Source organism: Bradyrhizobium sp. HKCCYLRH3073 (assembly GCF_051167995.1).
In the GTDB taxonomy this organism is placed as follows: Bacteria; Pseudomonadota; Alphaproteobacteria; order Rhizobiales; family Xanthobacteraceae; genus Bradyrhizobium.
Window position 1 is genome coordinate 27,553 of record NZ_JBNPUD010000024.1, and the last position, 19,650, is coordinate 47,202.

Here is a 19,650-nt window from a genome sequence, read left to right on the forward strand (position 1 = left end):
CGCGTCAGCAGCCCCAGCGCAGCGCCGCGGTGTGCACCGGCGCGTCCCACAGCGCCAGCGACGCATCATCGAGCGCGGTCACGGTGAGCGAGCAGCCGGCCATGTCGAGCGACGTGACGTAGGAACCGACCAGCCCGCGCGCGATGGCGAGCCCGCGCCCTTCCAGGATGCGCCGCGCCGCATGGGCCATCACGTACAACTCCATCGCCGGCGTGGCCCCGAAGCCGTTGACCAGCAGCAGGCACGGCGTTCCCGGCTTCGCTGCGAGATCGGTTAGGATCGCGCCCATCATCTCCTCGGCGATGGCGTCCGCGGAGGCCAGCTTGACCCGGCGGCGGCCGGGCTCGCCATGGATGCCGACGCCCATCTCCATCTCGTCCTCGCCGAGCGTGAAGGTCGGCCTGCCGGCGGCCGGCACCGTGCAGGACGTCAGCGCCACGCCCATCGATCGGGTGCGCCTGTTGACGTCGTCACCGAGCGCCTTCAGCGCGTCGAGATGGCGGCCCTGCTCGGCCGCGGCGCCGAGCATCTTCTCCACGACCAGCGTACCGGCAACGCCGCGGCGGCCGGTCGAATAGGTCGAGGTCTCGACCGCGACGTCGTCGTCGGTGATCACGGTCGCGACCTTGCCCTCCATCATCTCCGCGGCCATCGCGAAATTCATCACGTCGCCTTCGTAGTTCTTGACGATGAACAGCGCGCCCGCGCCGGTGTCCACGGCCTGCGCGGCCGCGAGCATCTGGTCCGGTGTCGGCGAGGTGAAGACCTGGCCTGGACAGGCGGCATCGAGCATGCCCGGCCCGACGAAGCCGGCATGCAGCGGCTCGTGGCCGGAGCCGCCGCCGGAGATCAATGCAACCTTGCCCGGCTTGAGGCTCTTGCGGCGTACGAACTTGTTTTCCTCACCAAGCGTGACGATGTCGCCATGCACCGCGGCAAATCCCTGCAGGCTCTCGGTCAGCACGTCGTCGACGGCGTTGATCAGCTTCTTCATGGCTTCCCTCCCGGCTCGGATTCGTCCTGGTTTTCGTTGGCTGAGATCAGCGCGGTGATGCCGCGCGCGACGCCGGTGATGATGCGGTCGGCATGGGCGTTGAGCGCGGGGTCGCCAAAGTCCGGCAGCTCGACCACCAGACGCCGCATCGGCCGCTGCGCCTCGGCCTCGTCCAGCCGGCCCGGATGCGCGGCGCGGTAGGCGGTCAGAAACGCCTGCTGCTCATGCGGCGAGAAGTGACAGATGTGGAAGATGGTCTCGAGATGCTGCAGCGGGATCGGCGTCGCATAGGCCGGATTGACGATCTGCGAGATGAAGCTGCGGTTCTTGCCGATTGCCTCCGCCAGCCGCTGCCGCGTGCCGGAGGGACGGCTGTCGATGACCGCGCGCAGGATCGCCTTGTACTCGGCAAGCGGGCTTGCGGCCCCCGATGCATCCGGCTCGCTCATGCGCCCTCTACTGACTTGGCGAGATCGAGTTCGCGGATCGCGGCCTTCACCAGCGGCAGCAGGCCAGGCGATACCGACAGCGCGCGGATACCGACCTCGAGCAAGGCGGGAATCGCTCTGACATCACCGGCGGCGTCGCCGCAGATCGAGACGTCCACGCCCCGTGCGCGACCAGCGCGCGCGACATGGGCGATCATCGCCAGCACCCCGGGATGCAGCACGTCGGCATAGTCGGCGACCTCGGCGCCGTCGCGCGAGGCAGCGGTCGCATATTGGGTCAGGTCATTGGTGCCGATCGAGAAGAAGTCCGCAGCGAAGTCGTGCGCTGCCAGCGCAGCGGCCGGGACCTCGACCATCATTCCGAAGGCCGGCGCGGCGAACGCAACGTTGCCGCCGGCCAATTCGGCGAGCACGGCGCGGAGATGGTCACGGGCCACGTCCAGTTCCGCTGCATTGGTCACCATCGGCAACATCACCTTGAGCGGTCCGAGCGCAGCGGCGCGGGCCAGCGCGCGCAATTGGACGCGGAAGATCTCGGGACGACGCAAGGACAGGCGGAGGCCACGCAGACCAAGAAACGGGTTGCTTTCGCCATCGATCGTGTAGCCCGGAATCGGCTTGTCGCCGCCGGCATCGAGCGTGCGGATCGTGACCGGCCGGCCTTCGGCCCAGCGCACGAGCTCGGCATAGGCGTGATATTGCGCCTCCTCGTCGTGAAGCAGGTTGCCGGTGAGAAACTCGGTGCGTGCCAGACCGATGCCGTCGCAGGCTGCCGCCGGAAGCAGCGTCATGTCGGCGGGGCCGGAGATGTTGACGAGGACGGAGACGCGGGTGCCGTCGCGCGTCAGTGCCGGTTCGTGCTGCCGCGCCCTTGCCTCCGCCCTGCGGCGCGAGACCGTCTCGTCCTCCGCCCGCGCGGCGGCGACAATGTGCGCGCCGGGATCGACGATGACGACACCGCGACCGCCATCGACCAGCAGATCCCCTGCCAGCGTCTCCCAATCGCCGCCGAGCCCGACCACCATCGGCACGCCGCGGCCGCGCGCCAGCATCGCGACGTGACTGGTCGGGCTGCCATCGCCGAGCGCGACGCCGCCGCCCCCGGTCCAGTCGATGGCGAGAAACGCCGATGGCGCCAGATCATGCGCGACGACGATCGCTCCTTTCGGCACTTCGCCGTTCTGCGGCAGGCCAAACAAGTGCCGCAGCACGCGGTCCCGGATGTCGCCGAGGTCGCTGGCGCGAGCACGAAAATACTCGTCGTCAGCGGACTCGTAGCCCGCGATCTCCTCCGCCATCGCCGCGCGCCAGGCCTCATCCGCAGCGACACCGCCCTCGATCTGAACGTAAGCCGCCTCCGTCAGCGCATCGTCTTCGAGCAGCGCGAGCTGAAAGCCGATTAGCTCGGCCGCGTCTCCCTCGAGCCTGCCGATCAGCTCGGCCACGGCCTCGCGTGCATGCGCGACCGCTGTGGCGAGCGCTGCATGCTCCTCGGCGATCGCCCCTTTCCTCCGGCTCGCACCCTCCAGCGCACGCAGGATCGCGGCCGGCCCAATGGCCAACCCGTCCGATGCCCCACGCCCGAAAACGCGCCGCTCCATCATCACTCCTCGTCGAACTTGCGGTCGACCAGATCAACGAGCGCCGCGATGGCCGCCTCGGCATCGGTTCCGTTGGCGCGAAGGAACAGCGTCTCACCCTTGGCCGCCTTGACGCGCATGATCTTCACCGGGCTCTTGGCATCGGTCCAGGGCCCGTCGGCGGCGATCGCGACCTCGATGCTCGACGCAAAGCGCTTCGCGAGCTGGGTCAGTTTGACCGAGGGCCGCGCATGCAGCCCGACCTCGTTGGTCAGCAGCGCATGCGCCTTCGCTTCCTGCATGCCGATCTCTCCACCGTCAGCCATCGTCGTTCCTGCTCATCCGCCCATCAGCTCTTCGGCGGTCGCGCGCACCGCATCGAGCGGCGAGCCGCCGGAGGCCTCCGTCGCCGCCATCACGGCGCCTTCGACCAGCGGCGCATTGCAGATCACGATGCGCTCGCGCCGCTCCTCCGGCATCATCTCCACCGCCATCTCGCTGTTGGTCTCGGCGCCGCCAAGATCGACCAGGATCGCAACGCCCGACTCCGACCACGCCCTGTCGATCGCGCCCATGATGGCGCCGACATCGGTGCCGAGCCCGCCATCGGCATTGCCGCCGACCGCTGCGAGCGGCACGCTGTCGCCGACCATCTGCCGGACCATGTCGGCCGCGCCCTCCGCCACCTTGGCGGAATGCGACACGATGACGATGCCGACATTCTTCTGCTCATTCATGCTCGGGCCTCATTGAAGACGCTGCAGATCGCCTGCACCAGCAGGCTGGACGAGCGCGCGCCGGGATCCATGTGCCCGATCGAACGCTCGCCGAGAAACGAGGCGCGGCCGCGGATCGCCAGCATCGGCACCGTCGCATCGGCAGCTTCAGCGGCGATCGCGGGCAGCCGGGAACCGAGATCGTCGCCACCGGCCGCAAAAGCCGCCTGCACGGGGATCAAGACGTCGAGCATGGTCTTCTGACCTGCTTCCGACTTGCCCCGTGCCTTGACGTCCGCGATGGCGCGACCGAGCGCCGCCGCCGCGTCGGCGGCAGAGGGCTCTGATGGCAGCGCCTTGCCAAGTCCCATCGCCAGCGTGCCGTAGAGCGGACCGGACGCGCCGCCGACCTTCATCACCAGCGCCATGCCGACCGCCTTCAGGGCCTCCGGAAGGGGCTTGGCGGAAATGTTGTCCGCATCGGCGAGCACGGCCTCGAAGCCACGCTTCATATTGAGGCCGTGATCGCCGTCGCCGATCGCCGAATCCAGCGCGGTCAGCTCCTCGGCATGGGCGATCATGGCATCCGCCATCGCCACGATCAGCTTACGCTTGAACGCCTGGTCCATTGTCTATCTCACCCGCTGGCCCGCCCGGTCGAACAGCAGCGGCCGGGTGAACTCGATAGCGACGGAGTCGCCGACTTTCAATTCCGTATCGGGCTCCACCAGGCTGACGATGGTCTGGTCCTGCAGCGTGATATGCAGATGATTCTGATCGCCGAGATGCTCGATCCATTTCACCCGCGCGTCTGCACGGGTCTCGGCGCGCCGGACCGTCATGTGCTCGGTGCGCGCGCCGATCGTCGCGACGTCGCCCGGCATTGCGAGATCCGGGAACAGCCGACGCGGCAGAAGATTGATGCCGGGGCTGCCGAGCCGGGTCGCCACATAGGTATTGTCCGGATCCTCATAGACCTCCCGCGGGCTGCCGACCTGCACCAGACGGCCCTGGTCGATCACGCCGATGCGGTTGGCGAGCGTCATCGCCTCGATCTGGTCGTGGGTGACGTAGAGCATGGTGGCGCCGAGATCCTGCTGGATGCGCTTGAGCTCGATACGCAGCTCCGAACGCAGCTTGGCGTCGAGCGAGGACAGCGGCTCGTCGAGCAATGCAATCGCAGGCCGGCGCACCAGGGCACGGCCGATCGCCACGCGCTGCATCTGGCCGCCCGAGAGCTGAGTGGCGCGATTGCCGAACTTGTCCTCGATCCGCAGCATCCCCGCGACGTCACGGACGATGCGCTTGATCTCGGCCTCCGCAATCTTGCGCACCGGCGAGCGCAGTGGAAAAGCCAGATTGTCGTACACCGACAGATGCGGATAGAGCGAATATTGCTGGAACACGAAGGTGACGTCGCGCGCGGCCGGCGTCGCCTTGGTCTGGTCGACGCCACCGATGGTGATGCTGCCGCGATCCGGCTGCTCGAGGCCCGCTACCAGGCGCAGCGTCGTGGTCTTGCCGGCACCGGTCGGCCCGAGCAGCACCACGAGCTCGCCATCACGGATGGTCAGCGACAAATCCCGCACCGCCGGCTTTGGGCCGAACGACTTGCTGACGACGTTGAGCCGCGTCTCAGCCATGATGTCGTCCTCCTCTCACCGGCTGTTCATACAGCGCCGTGCGGACCGCACGGCCCGTGGCGGCGTCGAACAGCGACAGCCGGTCGGCGCGGAAGCTGAGCCCGACCGGCTCCGCACGCGCCACGCGGAGCGCCGCGGGCGCGCGTGCCTTGACGGTGCCGTGCGCCGTCGTGACGGTGATGATCTGGGTGGTGCCGAGATATTCGGTGCCAAACACCTCGCCGCGCAGCCCGCCTTCGGCGCTGAGCGTCACCTGCTCCGGCCGCACGCCGAGAACCAGCTCGTCGCTCCCGGCATCCTCGCGCAGCTCGGGCACGCCGATCTCGGCACCGTCGATGCGCACGCAGTTCGTGCCGGCGCCAAGTCGGCCCGCGAAGCGGATGAAGTTCATCGCCGGCGAGCCGATAAAGTCCGCAACGAACATGGTGGCGGGACGGTCATAGATCTCCTGCGGCGTTCCGAGCTGCTCCACGACGCCGCGATTCATCACGGCGATCTTGTCGGCCATCGACATCGCCTCGAGCTGGTCGTGCGTGACGAACACGGTGGTGGCCTTGAGCCGGTCGTGCAAGGCGCGCAGCTCGCCGCACATGATGTGCCGGAACTCCGCATCGAGCGCGCCGAGCGGCTCGTCCATCAGGAACGCCTTGGGCTCGCGGACGATGGCGCGGCCGAGCGCGACGCGCTGGCGATCGCCGCTCGACAACCCGCTGACCGGACGGTCGATCAGATGGTCGATGCGCAGGATGCGCGCGGCTTCCTCGACCCGCCGCCGGATCTCCGCCTTGGGCACGCCCATCGAGACCAAGGGAAAGGCGATGTTGCTGCGCACGTTCATATGCGGGTAGAGCGCGAACAGCTGGAACACCATGGCGATGTCGCGTTCACGCGCACGGCGGAAGGTGACGTCCTCGCCGCCAAGCCTGATCGTGCCCGAGGTCGGCAGCTCCAGGCCTGCGATCATGCGCAAGGTGGTGGTCTTGCCGCAGCCAGACGGACCGAGCAGGCAGAAGAACTCACCATCGGCGATCGTGAAGCTGGTGCCACGCACGGCGGCGAAGCCGCCGAACTCCTTGAACAGATTCTCGATCCGGATCTCGGCCATGGCGTCAGTCCGGAAACTTGGAGACGATGGTGAACATCACAACACCGGCGAGCGTGGTGATGAAGGAATAGGTGTAGAGCACCAACGCGAACGGCTGCAGCAGCATCAACACGCCGGCGGCAATCAGGATCGTTGCCAACGTCTCCATCGGGCCGCGCCGCAGCGCCCGTGGCCAGCGCGTAGCCGCGACATCGGCAGGCCTATTTCGTATCGACCGGCTCATTTGCGCACCGCTCCGAAGGTGATGCCGCGCAACAGGTGCTTCCTCAGCAGCACCGTGAACACGACGATCGGGATCAGGAACAGCGTGGTGCCGGCAGCGACCGCCGGCCAGTCCTGGCCGCCCTCGCCGATGATGATCGGAATGAAGGGCGGCGCGGTCTGCGCCGTGCCCGAGGTCAGAAGCACCGCGAAGGCATATTCGTTCCAGGCGAAGATCAGGCAGAAGATCGCGGTGGCGACGATGCCGGTGGTGGCCTGCGGCAGCACGACCTTGAAGAAGGCCTGCAGGCGGGTGTAGCCGTCGACCATCGCCGCCTCCTCGTATTCGCGCGGGATCTCGTCCATGAATCCCTTGAGCAGCCAGACCGCGAGCGAGATGTTGACGGACGTATAGAGCAGGATCATGCCGAGCCGCGTGTCGGACAGGCCGAGCTCGCGATACATCAGGTAGATCGGGATCGCGACCGCGATCGGCGGCATCATCCGGGTCGACAGGATGAAGAACAGGAGATCATCCTTCAGCGGCACCTTGAAGCGCGAGAACGCATAGGCCGCGAGCGTGCCGAGCACGACCGACAGCGCGGTCGAGCCGAATGCGATCACCAGCGAGTTCACGTAGCGCGGGATGTAGTTCGATGGACCCGCGACCACCATGTTGCGGCCGCGCGAGATGCGGTCGCACAGATTGGCGGCCGGCGGCAGCTTGGCCATGTATTCCGGGGTCTGCCGCGTCCGGGTCGTGAACAGGTTGCAATAGCCCTCCAGGCTCGGCTCGGCGACGAGCTTCGGCGGATAGGCGATCGCATCGGACGGCGACTTGAATCCGGTCATGAAGATCCACAGCAGCGGCACCAGGGTGATCAGCGCATAGGCGATCACCACGGTCGCCGCGATCCGCTTGGTCAGCGGCGAGGGATCGACAACGGAATGGGCGGTTGCGAGACCGGTCATCGGCTTTTCACCCGGTTGAGCGCCTTGACGTAGATGTTGGCGAGGCCGAACACGGTGACGAACAGGATGATCGCGAAGGCCGAGGAATAGCCGGTGCGCCACTTCTCGAAGGCCTCCCGCTTGAGCGTGATCGAGGCGACCTCGGTGGTCGAGCCGGGTCCGCCGCCGGTCAGGAGGTTGACCATGTCGAACATCTTGAAGTTCTCGATGCCGCGGAACAGCACCGCCAGCATGATGAAGGGCAGCGCCATCGGCAGGGTGATCGACCAGAACTGCCGCCACGGCGAGGCGCGGTCGACCTCGGCTGCTTCGTAGATGTAGTCGGGAATCGAGCGCAGACCGGCAAGGCAGATCAGCATCACGTAGGGCGTCCACATCCAGGTGTCGACGATGACGATGGCCCACGGCGTGAGCGGCACTTGCGCCAGCATCTGGAAAGACGATGCCGGCGCGCCGGTCGCGGCAGCGATGACGTAGTTGAAGAGCCCGATCTGCGGCTGGTACAGGAACGTCCAGAAATTGCCGACCACGGCCGGCGACAGCATCATCGGCAGCAGAATCAAGGTGGTCCACAGGCCGTGGCCACGGAACTTCTTGTCGATCAGCCAAGCCAGCGTGAAACCGAGCACGGTCTGGATCAGGATGGTCCAGAACACGAAGCGCGCGGTCACCGTCATCGCCGCCCAGACGTCCGGATCGGTCAGGATCGACTGGTAGTTGGCGAGCCCGACATCGAGCACCGTCGCATTGGGCCGGTTGGCGCGATAGTTGGTGAACGACAGCCGGACGGTCCAGATCAGCGGGAAGATGTTGATCGCGAGCAGCAGCAGCATGGTCGGCGTGATGAACAGCCAGGCGATGGCACGCTCGGAGAGGCCACGCACGCGCCCCGCCACGGCGGGCGGCGTCACCAGGGCGGCGCGGTCGACGAGGCTGCTCAGTCCGGTCTGGTCGGTCATGCGAGGGGCTGCTTCACTGGCTGCTTCTGGCTGGCGGTGAGACTGGCTGGTCCGCCCGGCAAGCCGAAGCTCGCCGGAGGGATCGTCGTGACGCGTCCCGCTTGCACGCGAGATGCTGCTTCCATCAGAGCTTGCCGTCCTCCTTGAACACCTTGGTCCAGTCGGCGATCAGCCCGTCGAGCGCGCCCTTGGCGGTGCCCTGGTCGGCGACGACATAGTCATGGACGCGCTTCTGCATCGCGAGCAGGAGCTGGGCGTAGGACGGCTCGGCCCAGAAATCGACCACCTGGTCCATCGCCACCAGGAAGTCGGCGGCGAACGGCGCGGTGTTCTTGAAGTTGGGATCGTTGAGCACGCCCTTGTGGCAGCTGTAGCCGCCGAGCGCCCACCACTTCTTCTGGGTGTCGAGCGAGGCGAACCACTTGATGTAGGCCAACGCCTCGGCGCGGTTCGGCGAATAGGCCACCACCGAGATGCCCTGCCCGCCGAGCTGCGAGCCCTTCTCCTTCTGCGCGGGGTTGACGAAGAAACCGATCTTGTCGCCGCCGACATTGGGGTCCTTGTAGAGGCCCGGGAAGAAGGCAAACCAGTTCATCTGCAGCGCGACCTGGCCGGACTTGAAGGCATCCAGGCCCTCCTGCATGTAGCCGTTGGAATAGCCGGGCGGCGTGCAGCACTTGTACAGCGCCTTGTAGAATTCGAGGCCCTTCACCGCGTCGTCGGAATTGACGAAGCCCTGCATGTCATAGGGCTTCTTCGGGTTCTGATACTTGAAGCCGAACGGATAGAGCGCGTTGGTGACGCCCATGGTGATGCCTTCCGAGCCGCGCTCGGTGAAGATCGCCGCGCCGTAGACGGTCTTGCCGTCGATCACCCGCTTCTGGAAGAACTCGGCGATGTCCTTCAGCTCTTCCTGCGTCTTCGGCACATCGAGCTCGCGACCGAACTTCTTCTTGAACTCCTCGCGGATCTCCGGCCGTGCGAACCAGTCCTTGCGGTAGGTCCAGCCGTTGGCGTCGCCCATCGCCGGCAGCGCCCAGTAGTTCGGCGAGCCCTTCGGCCATTCGGCGTAGCCGGCGACGGTGGCGGGCATGAAGTCGGAGATCTTGATGCCTTCCTTGTCGAAGAACTCGTTGAGCTTGACGTATTGGCCGTTCTCGGCGGCGCCGCCGATCCACTGGGAATCGCCGATCATCAGATCGCACAGCTTGCCCTTGGAATTGAGCTCGTTGAGCATGCGGTCGGCGAAGTTCGGCCACGGCACGAACTCGAACTTCATGTTGACGCCGGTCTTGGCGGTAAAGTCCTTGGACAGTTCGACCAGCGCGTTGGCCGGATCCCAGGCGGCCCAGCACAAGGTGATCGTCTTTCCCTCGGCGCGTGCCGGCGCGGACGCGCCGAGCACTGTCGCGGCGGCGACCGTCGCCGTCAGTGCAAATGTCTGCAGCAACTTCATCTGGCACTCCCTCCCTGTTGGCGCCGCCCTGCCTCTGCGCTGATGACGGCGGTGTGTGGCCCGCGGCGAGAGGCGCCGTCACAACGACAGCGCGAGCCGCAAGCGTTTCCTCATGGTCCCGGATCGATTGTCCGAGTTAAGTATTTTGTTTAGTAGATTGCGAACGACTAAACATGTCAAGCGCATTTCCTCGCAATTCGCAGCGCATCATGTTTAGCGACTGCGGTAAGCAGCTCATCCGATGAAGATTTCCTGAGATCGCGCCCCCACAGCTTTCCGGCGCGGCGGCAACGACAACGGCCCACCCCAACCCCAGGCTGCGTTCGCGCCATCAGGCCTGCGCGAGCGTCACGCCGCAGCTCACCCGGCCGTCAGCGATAAAGAAGCGTCCGGCGAGACGAGCAACGGCGGCCGGCCAGTCCTCTTTCATGACACGCGCCTCGAACGTGCCCGCCGGCCATGCGATCGCGAGCTCGACCTCCTGGAAATCCAGGAAGCCGCGCGTGAGCGGGTACTGGCATTTGTAGTAGGCTTCCTTGGCGCTGAAGATCACGATCGGCAGCATCGGCTGCAGCGCATCGGGCTGGGCGCGAAGCCATCGCCGCTCGGCCGGCGTGAGCACAAGATCGCGCATCGACGGATCGAGCTCGCGCAGGTCCTCGACATCCAGTCCAAGCGACGGGACATCCCTGCTTCGGGCCACGGCAACAGCGCAGTAGTCGGCGCAATGCGAGATGCTTCCCGCATAGCCCGGCGGCCACACGGGCGCGCGATCCGGCGTCGGAACGAGCGCGACCGGCGAAGCTCCGAGCGACGCCAGCGCCCTGCGCGCCAGGATCCGCGCGGTCGCGAACTCGGCGCGCCGCTTGGCGACCGCGGCCTGGATATGCGCGCGCTCTTCGGGAAACAGCTCATCCTCCGCCAGCAAGAGGCTCGATGCCGCAACCACGACCGGACCGTCAAACAGCTCTGCAATCGCCTTCATCGCCAACTCTGCACGCGCGCTGCCTCTCTTGCGGACCGGCCCTGACCAACACGGATCGGCTGGCCGCCACTCTACACGACGCGGCTGCTCCGAAACCGATCTCGAACGATTCCACATGACATCGCGATCTCGCGGCGTGTTTCGCCCGAGCTTTGCTTCCGTTCGTCCTCCTCTCCAGCGAGAAGAGGCGCAAGGAAGGCCGGGAGCCTGCCGCCCCCATGGCCCCCGTGCGGAAAGAATGCACGGGGCAGGAACCACAGGTTCGGCTGGGACATCCCGGCCTTCCCTGCGCGATGGTTTGACGGCTTATACGTGATCTCCCCGGGGACCGGCTTGATTGCCCCCGTCGCCGACGGATCATCATGACCGCCGACTTGGCGCCAGCTTCGGGGCGCCAGGACCACACGATTTCGCCGTCGCATCGTTCCGTTCGTCCGCGCAATCGAGATCACGCTGCGGACCGACACGCCCATCGCATCCCCGGCTCGACGTTCGTGACGATCGCGAAACGTCCCTCTTCAGCGAGCCGGGATGCGCGGAAATGTGGAGGTGATTTGCCCGACGGTGCAAGTGATAAGTGCGCGACAAACTGGCACGACGGGCAGTTTGGACATGACACGCATGCGGCAACTGCCCGTCGGGTGCAGGACCTTGATCGCCGAGGCAGCGGCGCGCCGCGCGGGCCCAACTCGGATCAGGCCGGCCGCCGGCCGCCGCCCAGCAGGAACAGCGCCGGCAGCATCAGCACGGGGCTGAGAATGGCCGACAGAAACACGCAGCCCCAGAAGCCCATGCGGGAGTCGCGGCCGAAATAGCCACTCAACAGGCACAGCAGCACATAGATGATGATGACGAAGGCAGACATCAGGCGATGCTCCTCATGCTGGCGAAAACGGGGGGCGGCGCGGAGCTAGCGGGCATTCTGCACCGGAGCCGCCGGAATGGGGGATCCCTGCCGTACCGGCGCCGGCGGCGACCCGAGGGGAGTCATGCGGGCCTGTCCTGGCAGATCGACGCCGCTCGGATTCTCCAGGACGTCCCGCGGCGGCTGCTGGATCTTGGGGAAGCTGAGCTTGGTGCTGTCGAAGTCCATGATCGAGGGGTTCGGCGCTGTGGCGCTGCCTGACGAGATATCCGAGCCCAGGATGAGCGGCATCTGATTGGCGCCGCCGCCGACCACGACGACCTTGCTGTTGTTGGAGCGGGCGAGGTCCAGCGTTGCCTGGATACCGGTCCAGGTCAGCACATCCTTCGACAGCGACCGCGACACCGTCGCATAGTAGTTCTCCAGGCCGATGGCCTCGATGCGCTGGCGCTCGGCCTCCGAGCGGGCGCGCGCGAGGATGAACTCATAGGACGCGGCGTATTGCTCCTGCGTCAGCTTGTCCTCGATCGCCTTTCGCATCCCGTCGGGAAGCATCACCCGGGTCACGACCATGTCGTCATAGAGCAGGATCGTGCTCTTGGGCTCGCCGCGCAGGGCATCCAGCATCTGGCCGGTCAGGAGCTCGCTGTCGAGCGTGTAGAGGCGATGGCTGTCGAACTTGCCGATCACGCGCCTGATGACGCCGAGTGCCACCGGCATGACCAGGCGATTGACGTAGTCGGTGCCGACCTCCTTCAGGAGCCGCGGCGCGGAGTTGGCATCGACGTGGAAGATGAGGTTGGCCTTGACGTCGACGCGCAGGCCTTCGAGGCTGAGCGCCTCGACGTCCAGCGCCAGCGACTGGACGCGCGTCTCGAACAGATACATCCTGTTCCAGGGCAGCTTGAGCGCCAGCCCCTCGCGATAGACGTCGTTGATGACGGTGCCGCCGCCGAGCAGGCTGTAGAGCACACCGACATGGCCTGCGGGAACCACGACGATCACGGTCCGCCACAGCAACAGGACCAGCAGGCCGGCGAAGGCGATGGTGCCGACGACATAGGCTTCGATGCGATCGCGCAGTCTGCCGCGCGTCGGCCTGAGCGGAGACGGCGAGTTGCGAAGGCTGCGATCGGGATAGGCCACGCTCATGTCAAAGCCTCGGCTTGCTCGAGCCGGCCGTCCCGCATCGTGAGAACGCGATCGCCCATCGAGAAATAGCGATCATCGTGGCTGATGACGATAACGGCCTTGCCGCGAGCCCGCAAGTCGGGAAGGATTTCGGTATAGAAGCGGTGCCGGAACGACGGATCCTGATCGGCGCCGACCTCGTCCAGGAGGTAGATCGGCCGGTCCTCGAGCAAGGCAACGATCAGCGCCAGCCGCTTGCGCTGTCCGGTCGACAGATCGAGCTGGGTGAAGCCGCCGTCGCGAAACGCCGTCTTCTCGGCCAGTCCGAAGTCGGCCACCATGGCATTCACCTTGGCCGGATCGATCGTGCGCGCGCCGTAGAAGCGATCGAACAAATGGAAGTCGGCGAAGACACAGGAGAACAACTGGCGATATTTGCCGCGCAGGGCATGGTCCACCGGCTCGCCGTCCCACAGGATGACACCGCCCGCGGGGTCATAGAGGCCGGTGAGCAGGCGCATCAGGGTCGACTTGCCGCTGCCATTGCCGCCGATCAGGTAGGTGATCTGCCCGGGTCGAACGACGAGGTCGCACGGCCCGAGCGTGAAGCTGGGCTTGCCGTCGCGGCCGGTGTGCGAATAGGTGATCGCGCGCAGCTCGACCCGCTCGAACACCTGATGCGCCGCATCGGGTGACGGCTCGGGCTCGCGCGCGGCGGCCAGCAGCCGCTTCTCCATGTCGAGCAGATGCTCCATCGACAGGTTGGCGCGTGCCAGCACCGCGGCCGAGCGCAGGACGTTGTCGAGCGACGACAGCATGAACAGCACGGTATAGAGCACCTGGAGCACCGTGCGGTGCTCCTTGATGTAGCCCGGCAGGATGAAGACCACCGCGGCGAGCAGGCTGTAGAAGCCGATATAGGAGATGCTCATGCCGGAGGCGATGTGGTCCATCGCGACCGTGTTCTTGACGTCGATCTGCTCCGAGGCCGGCAGCAGATGATCCTGCTCCAGGTCGTAACCGCGCGCGGCGTTCTGACGCACCTCTTTGAAGCCGTGCAGCAGATGGCCCATCAGGTCGAGGAACCGCGTCTCCTGCGCGCTCGCGGCGACCAGGGCCGCCCGCGAGCCACGCTGGCTGTAGCGGTAGAAATACACGGTCACGACGAAGGCGAACACCAGCAGCGTGATCGCGAACAGCGACAGGTAGGCGATGTAGGCGCCGAGCAGCAGGAACGTCATCGCCGAGATGATCCCGGTGACGATCTGCGGCGCGGCGTCGGAGATCAGGATGGTCTCGCGCGCGACCACGTCATAGATCCGGTCGACGCCGGTGTGCTCCAGCGCCTCGAGCTCGATCCGCCGGACCAGCAGCACGTAGTTGTCACGGATCTGGCGCAGGATGGCCTCGCTGAGGGCCGTGACCATGCGCATGGAGTAGCGGTGCGAGCCGATCACGAGCGCCGCCAGGACCAGGAACAGCAGCACCATCTCCAGCGCCGGCCCGTCGCTCGACTCCGGCGCGGTGGCCGTGTTGGTGACGACCATCAGCGCGCCCATGGCGAAGCTGGTCAGCACCATGCCTGCGATCAGGCGAAAGCGGATGGGACCCGCGGATGCGAGGACGAAGCGTATCAGGTCCAAGGTTCAAACCGCCTTCTGTCCACGCTGAAATCCCTCAAGGCCCCGATGCCGACGGCGGGCGCAGCACTCCGCCACAAAACAGCGCCGGCGATCACGACGAAGCTCGTCCGGCACATCGGGCAACATCGAATCCTGCTGCAACGTGTTTGATCACAACCAGCGTCCAGGGCAAAGAGGGCACGGCAAGGCTGACAAATAAACCAATCGGACAATACGCAACCTGACAGAATGGTACGTCGGCGCCTCAGGACGGCGCGGCGACGAAGCGGTCGGCCAGCAGCTCCGACAGCACCGCCTCAGGACGATCGGACAAATAGAAGTGCCCGCCCGGAAAATCGCAGCGGCGAACCGGCCGGAGTGAGACACGATCCCATCCTGCGATCCGCTCATCCGCCGTCTGCGGGTCATCGCGTCCGCGCATGACGGTGAGATCGATGTCGAGCGGATCGGGCGATGGAATGCGATAGCCGAGCACGGACGCGAAATCGGCGCGCAGCGCCGGCGCGATCAGCTCGCGCAATTCCGCGACCTCCATCACGGCCGGCGGAATGCCGCCGTAGCGGCGATCGACGGCGATCAGAAACTCATCATCGGCCAGCGTCATGAAACCGGTATCTTGCATTGCAAGATCGGGGGATTCCCGGCCGGAGACCGCCAGACGGAGCTCGGGCGCATATTCCGCACGGCGAAGTCCCCGAGCCGCTTCGAGCGCCAGCAGCGCGCCCATGCTGTGGCCGAACAGCACGGTCGGCAGATCCGGCCTGGCGAGCAGCGCGCGGACGACTTCCTCGGCGGACTCCACGATGTCGCGACGCGGCTCCTCGCCAAGGCGCGTCTCCCGACCTGGAAGCTGGACCGCCAGCACCTCGACATCGGGCGGCGCCAGATCGGGCCAACGCCGATAGAATGACGCGCCGCCTCCTGCCGGCCCGAAGCAGACCAGCCGGCGGCGGGCCGCAGGTCTCGGCTTGAAACAAAGAAGCCACTCATCAGCAAACGAATGCTGCCAGCGATCAGGCATCGATCAACCCACTTCAAATTTGTCGCATATTATCATGACAGGCCGATGCTGCCGCACCTCCAGATGCGGCCGCGCCGACGATGCTCACAGGACAATCGAGGGGATTCCCATGAATCCGCACCTCATTGTGCATTGCCCGCACCTCTCAGCCCCCTGCGGCGTTGCTACGTCCTGATAAGTCTAAGCTTCTTTTGATCGGTCTCTCGACATCCGTATCAATCACCTGGGCATTATCTGGTGACAGTCCGCGAGAAGCGAGCGGACGGCCCTTCCAAGGGAGGTGGAAGGATGGTACCTTTCAACTAATAATTGGGAATCAATCATCATGACAAATTTGGCTGCTAGCGACCAAGCTGTTTCCCCCGCCCCCGTGTCCCCCGAGCATCACAAGCAGGCGCTGGCGATCGTCAAGCGCAACGCCGGTTTTGGTGCCATCACCGGACTCATCCCTTTGCCTTTGCTCGATGTTTTCGCGCTGACAGGTATTCAGATCAAGATGATCAGCGAGCTCGCCGAGGTCTATGAAATTCCGTTCAACGAGAACGCCGTGAAGTCGTACGTGGCCGCCTTGATTGGCGGCATCGTGCCGGTCAGCCCGCTGTCCGGCGTCGCGATCCGCGCGGCCCGCTACGTTCCGTTCATCGGTCCACTGCTCGGCATCGCCGTCGTGCCGGCATTCGCCTCGGCGCTCACCTGGGCCATCGGCCGGGTCTTCGTCAATCATTTCGAAAAGGGCGGAGATCTGTTGTCGGTCGATCTCGAGACGATGAAGGAGCAGGTCAAGCGCGGATTGACCCGCAAGGGTACGACCGCCGAGACGGCGACCGCTTAAGCCGCTTGCACACGGCCGCCTGCTGCGGCCGCTGATCTGCATCACCCGTACCGCGCGGTTCAGGGAACGCCGTTCTATGCCCTTGGTGTCGACATGGTGAATGTATTCGACGACGAGAACACCGTCTTCGTCGTGCTGGTCAACGACGAGGAGCAGTATTCGCTCTGGCCGCAATTCAAGGACATCCCGACTGGATGGCGGCAGACCGGACCGACGGGCGGCAAAGCGGAATGCCTCGCGTTCATCGAGGGTGCCTGGACCGACATGCGGCCGCTCAGTCTCCGCCGCCAGCGAGATGCCGCCGACCCGTCTGCAGCGTGACGCATCGTGAACGATCGATGGGATCCATCCCGCGCAGAATCGGAGCGCCTGCCGGCTGAGGACAGCCCGATCGAGACTCCGGTCGCCGGCAACGGCGACGAACTCCAGCGCAAGCGGCAACTCGCGGCCGAGCTGTTGCGCCGACGCGGGACCGAGGCGGCTCATCATCCCCTGTCGTATGGGCAGCAGGCGCTGTGGTTCCTGCATCAGCTGGATGCCACCAGCACCGCCTATCACGTCGCATTTCCCATCCGGCTTCGCGGTGCGGTCGATGTCGCAGCGCTGCGGCAGGCCATGCAGGATGTGATCGAGCGCCACCCTGCCCTGCGCGCCACCTTCGCCTGGCGTGGCGGGACGCCGATCCAGACCGTCTCGCCGCGCGCGGCCGAGCTGCGCCACGTGCAGGTCGCAGACGCGGCCGCCCTCGATCGGGCGGTGCAGGACGCCTACGAAGAACCGTTCGACTTCGAGCGCGGCCCGCTGTTCCGGGCGGTGCTCATCAGCCGCGGACACGAGGATCACGTCCTGCTGCCGCTGGCTCATCACATCGTCATCGATGGCCAGTCGATCGTCATCCTGCTCGACGAAATCGGACGCAGCTATCAGGCACGGGCCCGCGGCGAGGTCCCTCAGCTCCCTCGCGTGGAGCGCAGCTATGCGGATTTCGTGCGCTGGCAGCGCACGATGCTCAGCGGGGCGCGCGGCGAGCAGCTGTGGTCTTACTGGCAGTGGCTGCTGTCCGGCGAGCTTCCCGTGCTCGACCTGCCGCTCGATCATCCGCGGCCGGCGCAGCGCCGCCAGCGCGGCGAGCAGATCGACCTCGCCATCGCGCCGGAGCTGCTTGTACGGCTCAAGGCGCTGGCGCGACGCCACGAGACCACGCTGTCCGTCGTGCTGCTCGCCGCCTACAGCCTGCTGCTGCACCGGTTGAGCGGGCAGGACGACATTCTGCTGGGCTCGGTGGTGGCCGGGCGCACCCAGCCGGCCTTCGATCCGACGGTGGGCTATTTCGTCAACACGGTCGTGCATCGCACCCGCCTGGTGAACGGCCAGAGCCTCGCCGCCTTTCTCGACGCCACGCGGCGGGCGGCCGCCGAAGCGGCGGAGCATCAGGACTACCCATTCGCGGTGCTCGCTCAGCGGCTGCAGACGCAGCGCGATCCGGCGCGGACCCCTGTCTACGAGGCTTGCTTCAACTTCCTGCAGTTGCGCGGACAGCATGCCGTCCAAGGGCTCATCGCGCCGCTGGCGGATGACGGCTGGAGCACGTGGGGCGGGCTGGCAGCGCGCGTCTACCAGTTTCCGCAGCAGCTCGGGCAGTTCGATTTCGTGCTCGAGCTGTATGAGGCGAACGAGGCGCTGTTCGGCAATTTCAAGTTCAATCCGGATCTGTTTGCCCGGACGACGGTTGCGCATTGGGCCGGCGCGTTCGAGATGCTGCTGCGCGGGCTCGCCGATGACCCCGCAATCCCGGCGGCACGGCTGGCGCTGGCCGCCCCCGATCTGGCGCGGGCCGATGGTCCCGGCGCGCCCCCCTGTCTCACGGCGGTCGCGCCGCGCGAAACGCTTGCCACGCGGTTCGCGGCCGAGGTCCGCCGCGTCCCCGACGCGATTGCCATTCGCACCGACGACCATACGCTCACCTATCGCGATCTCGACCGCCGCGCCAACGCGCTCGCGCACGACCTGATCGCGGCCGGGGTCCGGCCGCAGGACCCGATCGCGCTGCTGTTCGCCTGCTCATCCGAATTCGTCATTGTCGTGCTGGCGGTGCTGAAGGCCGGCGCGACCTATGTTCCGCTGGAGCCGGGCCAGCCGAGGGATCGGCGCGATTTCATCCTGCGCGAGACCGGCGCCCGCTTTGCCCTGGCCGCGCCCGCGCTCGTGGCCGAGCTTGCCGGCCATGGCGGCCTCGGCATTCTTTCACCTCGTCCCGACGCCTTCGATGATCGGGATCCCGGCGTCGCCGGCGCGGCCGATGATCTTGCCTATGTCATGTTCACGTCGGGCTCGACCGGCCATCCCAAAGGCGTCGGCATCAGCCATCGCAACATCCTCTCGCTCGCGGACGACCCGGTCTGGCACGACGACGGACCGCAGACGATCCTGCTGCATTCCAATCCCGCCTTCGATGCCAGCACCTTCGAGCTGTTCGTGCCGCTGCTCCACGGCCACACGATCGCGATCGGACCAACCGGCGCATTCGACGCGCGCCGGCTGGCCACGGCCATCCGTCAGCATGGCGTCACGCGCCTGTTCCTGACCTATCAACTGTTCGCAGCGATCGCGGAGGAGCATCCCGACTGCTTCGACGGGGCGAGTGAGGTGCTGACGGGTGGCGAGACCGTGTCGCCGGATGTGGTGCGCCGCGTGCTCGAATACAGCCGCACGGTGGTCTCCAACGCGTATGGTCCGACGGAGACCACGACCTTCGTCACGCGGCATGCTCTGTCTGACGTGGCCGCGATCACGTCACCCCTTCCGCTCGGGCGCACTCTTGCCAATCGCTCCGTCGTCATTCTCGATGACGCCCTCAATCCGCTGCCGCCGGGCGTCGTGGGCGAAGTCTATGTCGCGGGCGCGGGCTTGGCACGGGGCTACATCAATCGTCCCGGATTGACGGCGGAGCGCTTCATCGCCGGTCCATTCGGACCGCCGGGCACCCGGCTGTACCGCACCGGCGATCGCGCCCGCTGGCGCGCCGACGGCACGCTGGAGTTCCTGGGACGCGCCGACCATCAGGTCAAGATCCGCGGCTTCCGCATCGAGCCCGGCGA

The 19,650-nt window shown here is 66.3% G+C and carries 20 protein-coding genes; 3 read left to right on the forward strand and 17 right to left on the reverse strand.

The genetic code is table 11. The features are described 5' to 3' along the window. Positions 1 to 4: 4 nt before the first annotated feature. The 17 genes from dhaK to ACQR1X_RS31475 all read right to left on the reverse strand — a co-directional run bounded on the left by dhaK (position 5) and on the right by ACQR1X_RS31475 (position 15,720). Complete coding sequence (gene dhaK, locus ACQR1X_RS31395) at positions 5 to 994, reverse strand: dihydroxyacetone kinase subunit DhaK (protein WP_434900270.1); 990 nt, start codon at positions 992 to 994, stop codon at positions 5 to 7. After that, positions 991 to 1,443 carry a hypothetical protein gene (locus tag ACQR1X_RS31400; protein WP_315800392.1) on the reverse strand — a complete coding sequence of 151 codons (453 nt, stop codon included), beginning with the start codon at positions 1,441 to 1,443 and terminating at the stop codon, positions 991 to 993. Before ACQR1X_RS31400 ends, dhaK begins: the two co-directional genes overlap by 4 nt. Further along, positions 1,440 to 3,044, reverse strand: a complete 1,605-nt coding sequence (ptsP, locus tag ACQR1X_RS31405; protein WP_434900271.1) for a phosphoenolpyruvate--protein phosphotransferase — start codon at positions 3,042 to 3,044, stop codon at positions 1,440 to 1,442. The genes ACQR1X_RS31400 and ptsP overlap by 4 nt, the downstream gene beginning before the upstream one ends. A gap of 2 nt (positions 3,045 to 3,046) precedes the next feature. After that, positions 3,047 to 3,349: an HPr family phosphocarrier protein gene (locus ACQR1X_RS31410; RefSeq protein ID WP_315712559.1), complete on the reverse strand. Its 303-nt coding sequence runs from the start codon at positions 3,347 to 3,349 to the stop codon at positions 3,047 to 3,049. 12 nt (positions 3,350 to 3,361) lie between these two features. Beyond that, positions 3,362 to 3,760: a dihydroxyacetone kinase phosphoryl donor subunit DhaM gene (gene dhaM, locus ACQR1X_RS31415; protein WP_316183475.1), complete on the reverse strand. Its 399-nt coding sequence runs from the start codon at positions 3,758 to 3,760 to the stop codon at positions 3,362 to 3,364. After that, entirely contained in the window at positions 3,757 to 4,368 is a 612-nt protein-coding gene (dhaL, locus tag ACQR1X_RS31420) for a dihydroxyacetone kinase subunit DhaL (protein WP_316183474.1), read from the reverse strand. The genes dhaM and dhaL overlap by 4 nt, the downstream gene beginning before the upstream one ends. A 3-nt stretch (positions 4,369 to 4,371) precedes the next feature. Further along, complete coding sequence (locus tag ACQR1X_RS31425; protein ID WP_434900272.1) at positions 4,372 to 5,382, reverse strand: ABC transporter ATP-binding protein; 1,011 nt, start codon at positions 5,380 to 5,382, stop codon at positions 4,372 to 4,374. Continuing rightward, entirely contained in the window at positions 5,375 to 6,487 is a 1,113-nt protein-coding gene (locus ACQR1X_RS31430; RefSeq protein ID WP_316215584.1) for an ABC transporter ATP-binding protein, read from the reverse strand. Before ACQR1X_RS31430 ends, ACQR1X_RS31425 begins: the two co-directional genes overlap by 8 nt. Before the next feature lie 4 nt (positions 6,488 to 6,491). Continuing rightward, the gene (locus tag ACQR1X_RS31435) at positions 6,492 to 6,710 is read right to left on the reverse strand and encodes a hypothetical protein (RefSeq protein WP_316215583.1); all 219 of its coding nucleotides are present in this window, start codon (positions 6,708 to 6,710) and stop codon (positions 6,492 to 6,494) included. Further along, on the reverse strand, positions 6,707 to 7,660 hold the full coding sequence (locus ACQR1X_RS31440; RefSeq protein WP_434880819.1) for a carbohydrate ABC transporter permease: 954 nt from the start codon (positions 7,658 to 7,660) through the stop codon (positions 6,707 to 6,709). The genes ACQR1X_RS31435 and ACQR1X_RS31440 overlap by 4 nt, the downstream gene beginning before the upstream one ends. Then, complete coding sequence (locus ACQR1X_RS31445) at positions 7,657 to 8,619, reverse strand: carbohydrate ABC transporter permease (RefSeq protein WP_434900273.1); 963 nt, start codon at positions 8,617 to 8,619, stop codon at positions 7,657 to 7,659. The genes ACQR1X_RS31440 and ACQR1X_RS31445 overlap by 4 nt, the downstream gene beginning before the upstream one ends. A gap of 124 nt (positions 8,620 to 8,743) precedes the next feature. After that, entirely contained in the window at positions 8,744 to 10,075 is a 1,332-nt protein-coding gene (locus ACQR1X_RS31450; protein WP_434891234.1) for an ABC transporter substrate-binding protein, read from the reverse strand. Positions 10,076 to 10,406: 331 nt separating this feature from the next. Next, complete coding sequence (locus ACQR1X_RS31455; protein WP_434900274.1) at positions 10,407 to 11,060, reverse strand: 4'-phosphopantetheinyl transferase family protein; 654 nt, start codon at positions 11,058 to 11,060, stop codon at positions 10,407 to 10,409. Positions 11,061 to 11,754: 694 nt separating this feature from the next. Beyond that, positions 11,755 to 11,925 carry a hypothetical protein gene (locus ACQR1X_RS31460; RefSeq protein ID WP_315800403.1) on the reverse strand — a complete coding sequence of 57 codons (171 nt, stop codon included), beginning with the start codon at positions 11,923 to 11,925 and terminating at the stop codon, positions 11,755 to 11,757. 45 nt (positions 11,926 to 11,970) lie between these two features. Next, positions 11,971 to 13,077, reverse strand: coding sequence for a prohibitin family protein (locus ACQR1X_RS31465; RefSeq protein WP_315800404.1), 1,107 nt, complete (start codon positions 13,075 to 13,077; stop codon positions 11,971 to 11,973). Then, the gene (locus ACQR1X_RS31470; RefSeq protein ID WP_315800405.1) at positions 13,074 to 14,699 is read right to left on the reverse strand and encodes a cyclic peptide export ABC transporter; all 1,626 of its coding nucleotides are present in this window, start codon (positions 14,697 to 14,699) and stop codon (positions 13,074 to 13,076) included. Before ACQR1X_RS31470 ends, ACQR1X_RS31465 begins: the two co-directional genes overlap by 4 nt. 244 nt (positions 14,700 to 14,943) lie before the next feature. Beyond that, entirely contained in the window at positions 14,944 to 15,720 is a 777-nt protein-coding gene (locus tag ACQR1X_RS31475) for a thioesterase II family protein (RefSeq protein WP_434900275.1), read from the reverse strand. A 280-nt stretch (positions 15,721 to 16,000) separates the two neighbouring features. Between ACQR1X_RS31475 and ACQR1X_RS31480 the strand changes: the two genes are divergently transcribed. The 3 genes from ACQR1X_RS31480 to ACQR1X_RS31490 all read left to right on the forward strand — a co-directional run. Beyond that, positions 16,001 to 16,552 carry a YcjF family protein gene (locus ACQR1X_RS31480; RefSeq protein WP_315800407.1) on the forward strand — a complete coding sequence of 184 codons (552 nt, stop codon included), beginning with the start codon at positions 16,001 to 16,003 and terminating at the stop codon, positions 16,550 to 16,552. A gap of 93 nt (positions 16,553 to 16,645) precedes the next feature. Then, entirely contained in the window at positions 16,646 to 16,873 is a 228-nt protein-coding gene (locus ACQR1X_RS31485) for an MbtH family protein (RefSeq protein ID WP_315800408.1), read from the forward strand. Positions 16,874 to 16,879: 6 nt separating this feature from the next. Beyond that, the coding region (locus ACQR1X_RS31490) for a non-ribosomal peptide synthetase (protein WP_434900276.1) at positions 16,880 to 19,650 on the forward strand (2,771 nt) is incomplete at its 3' end.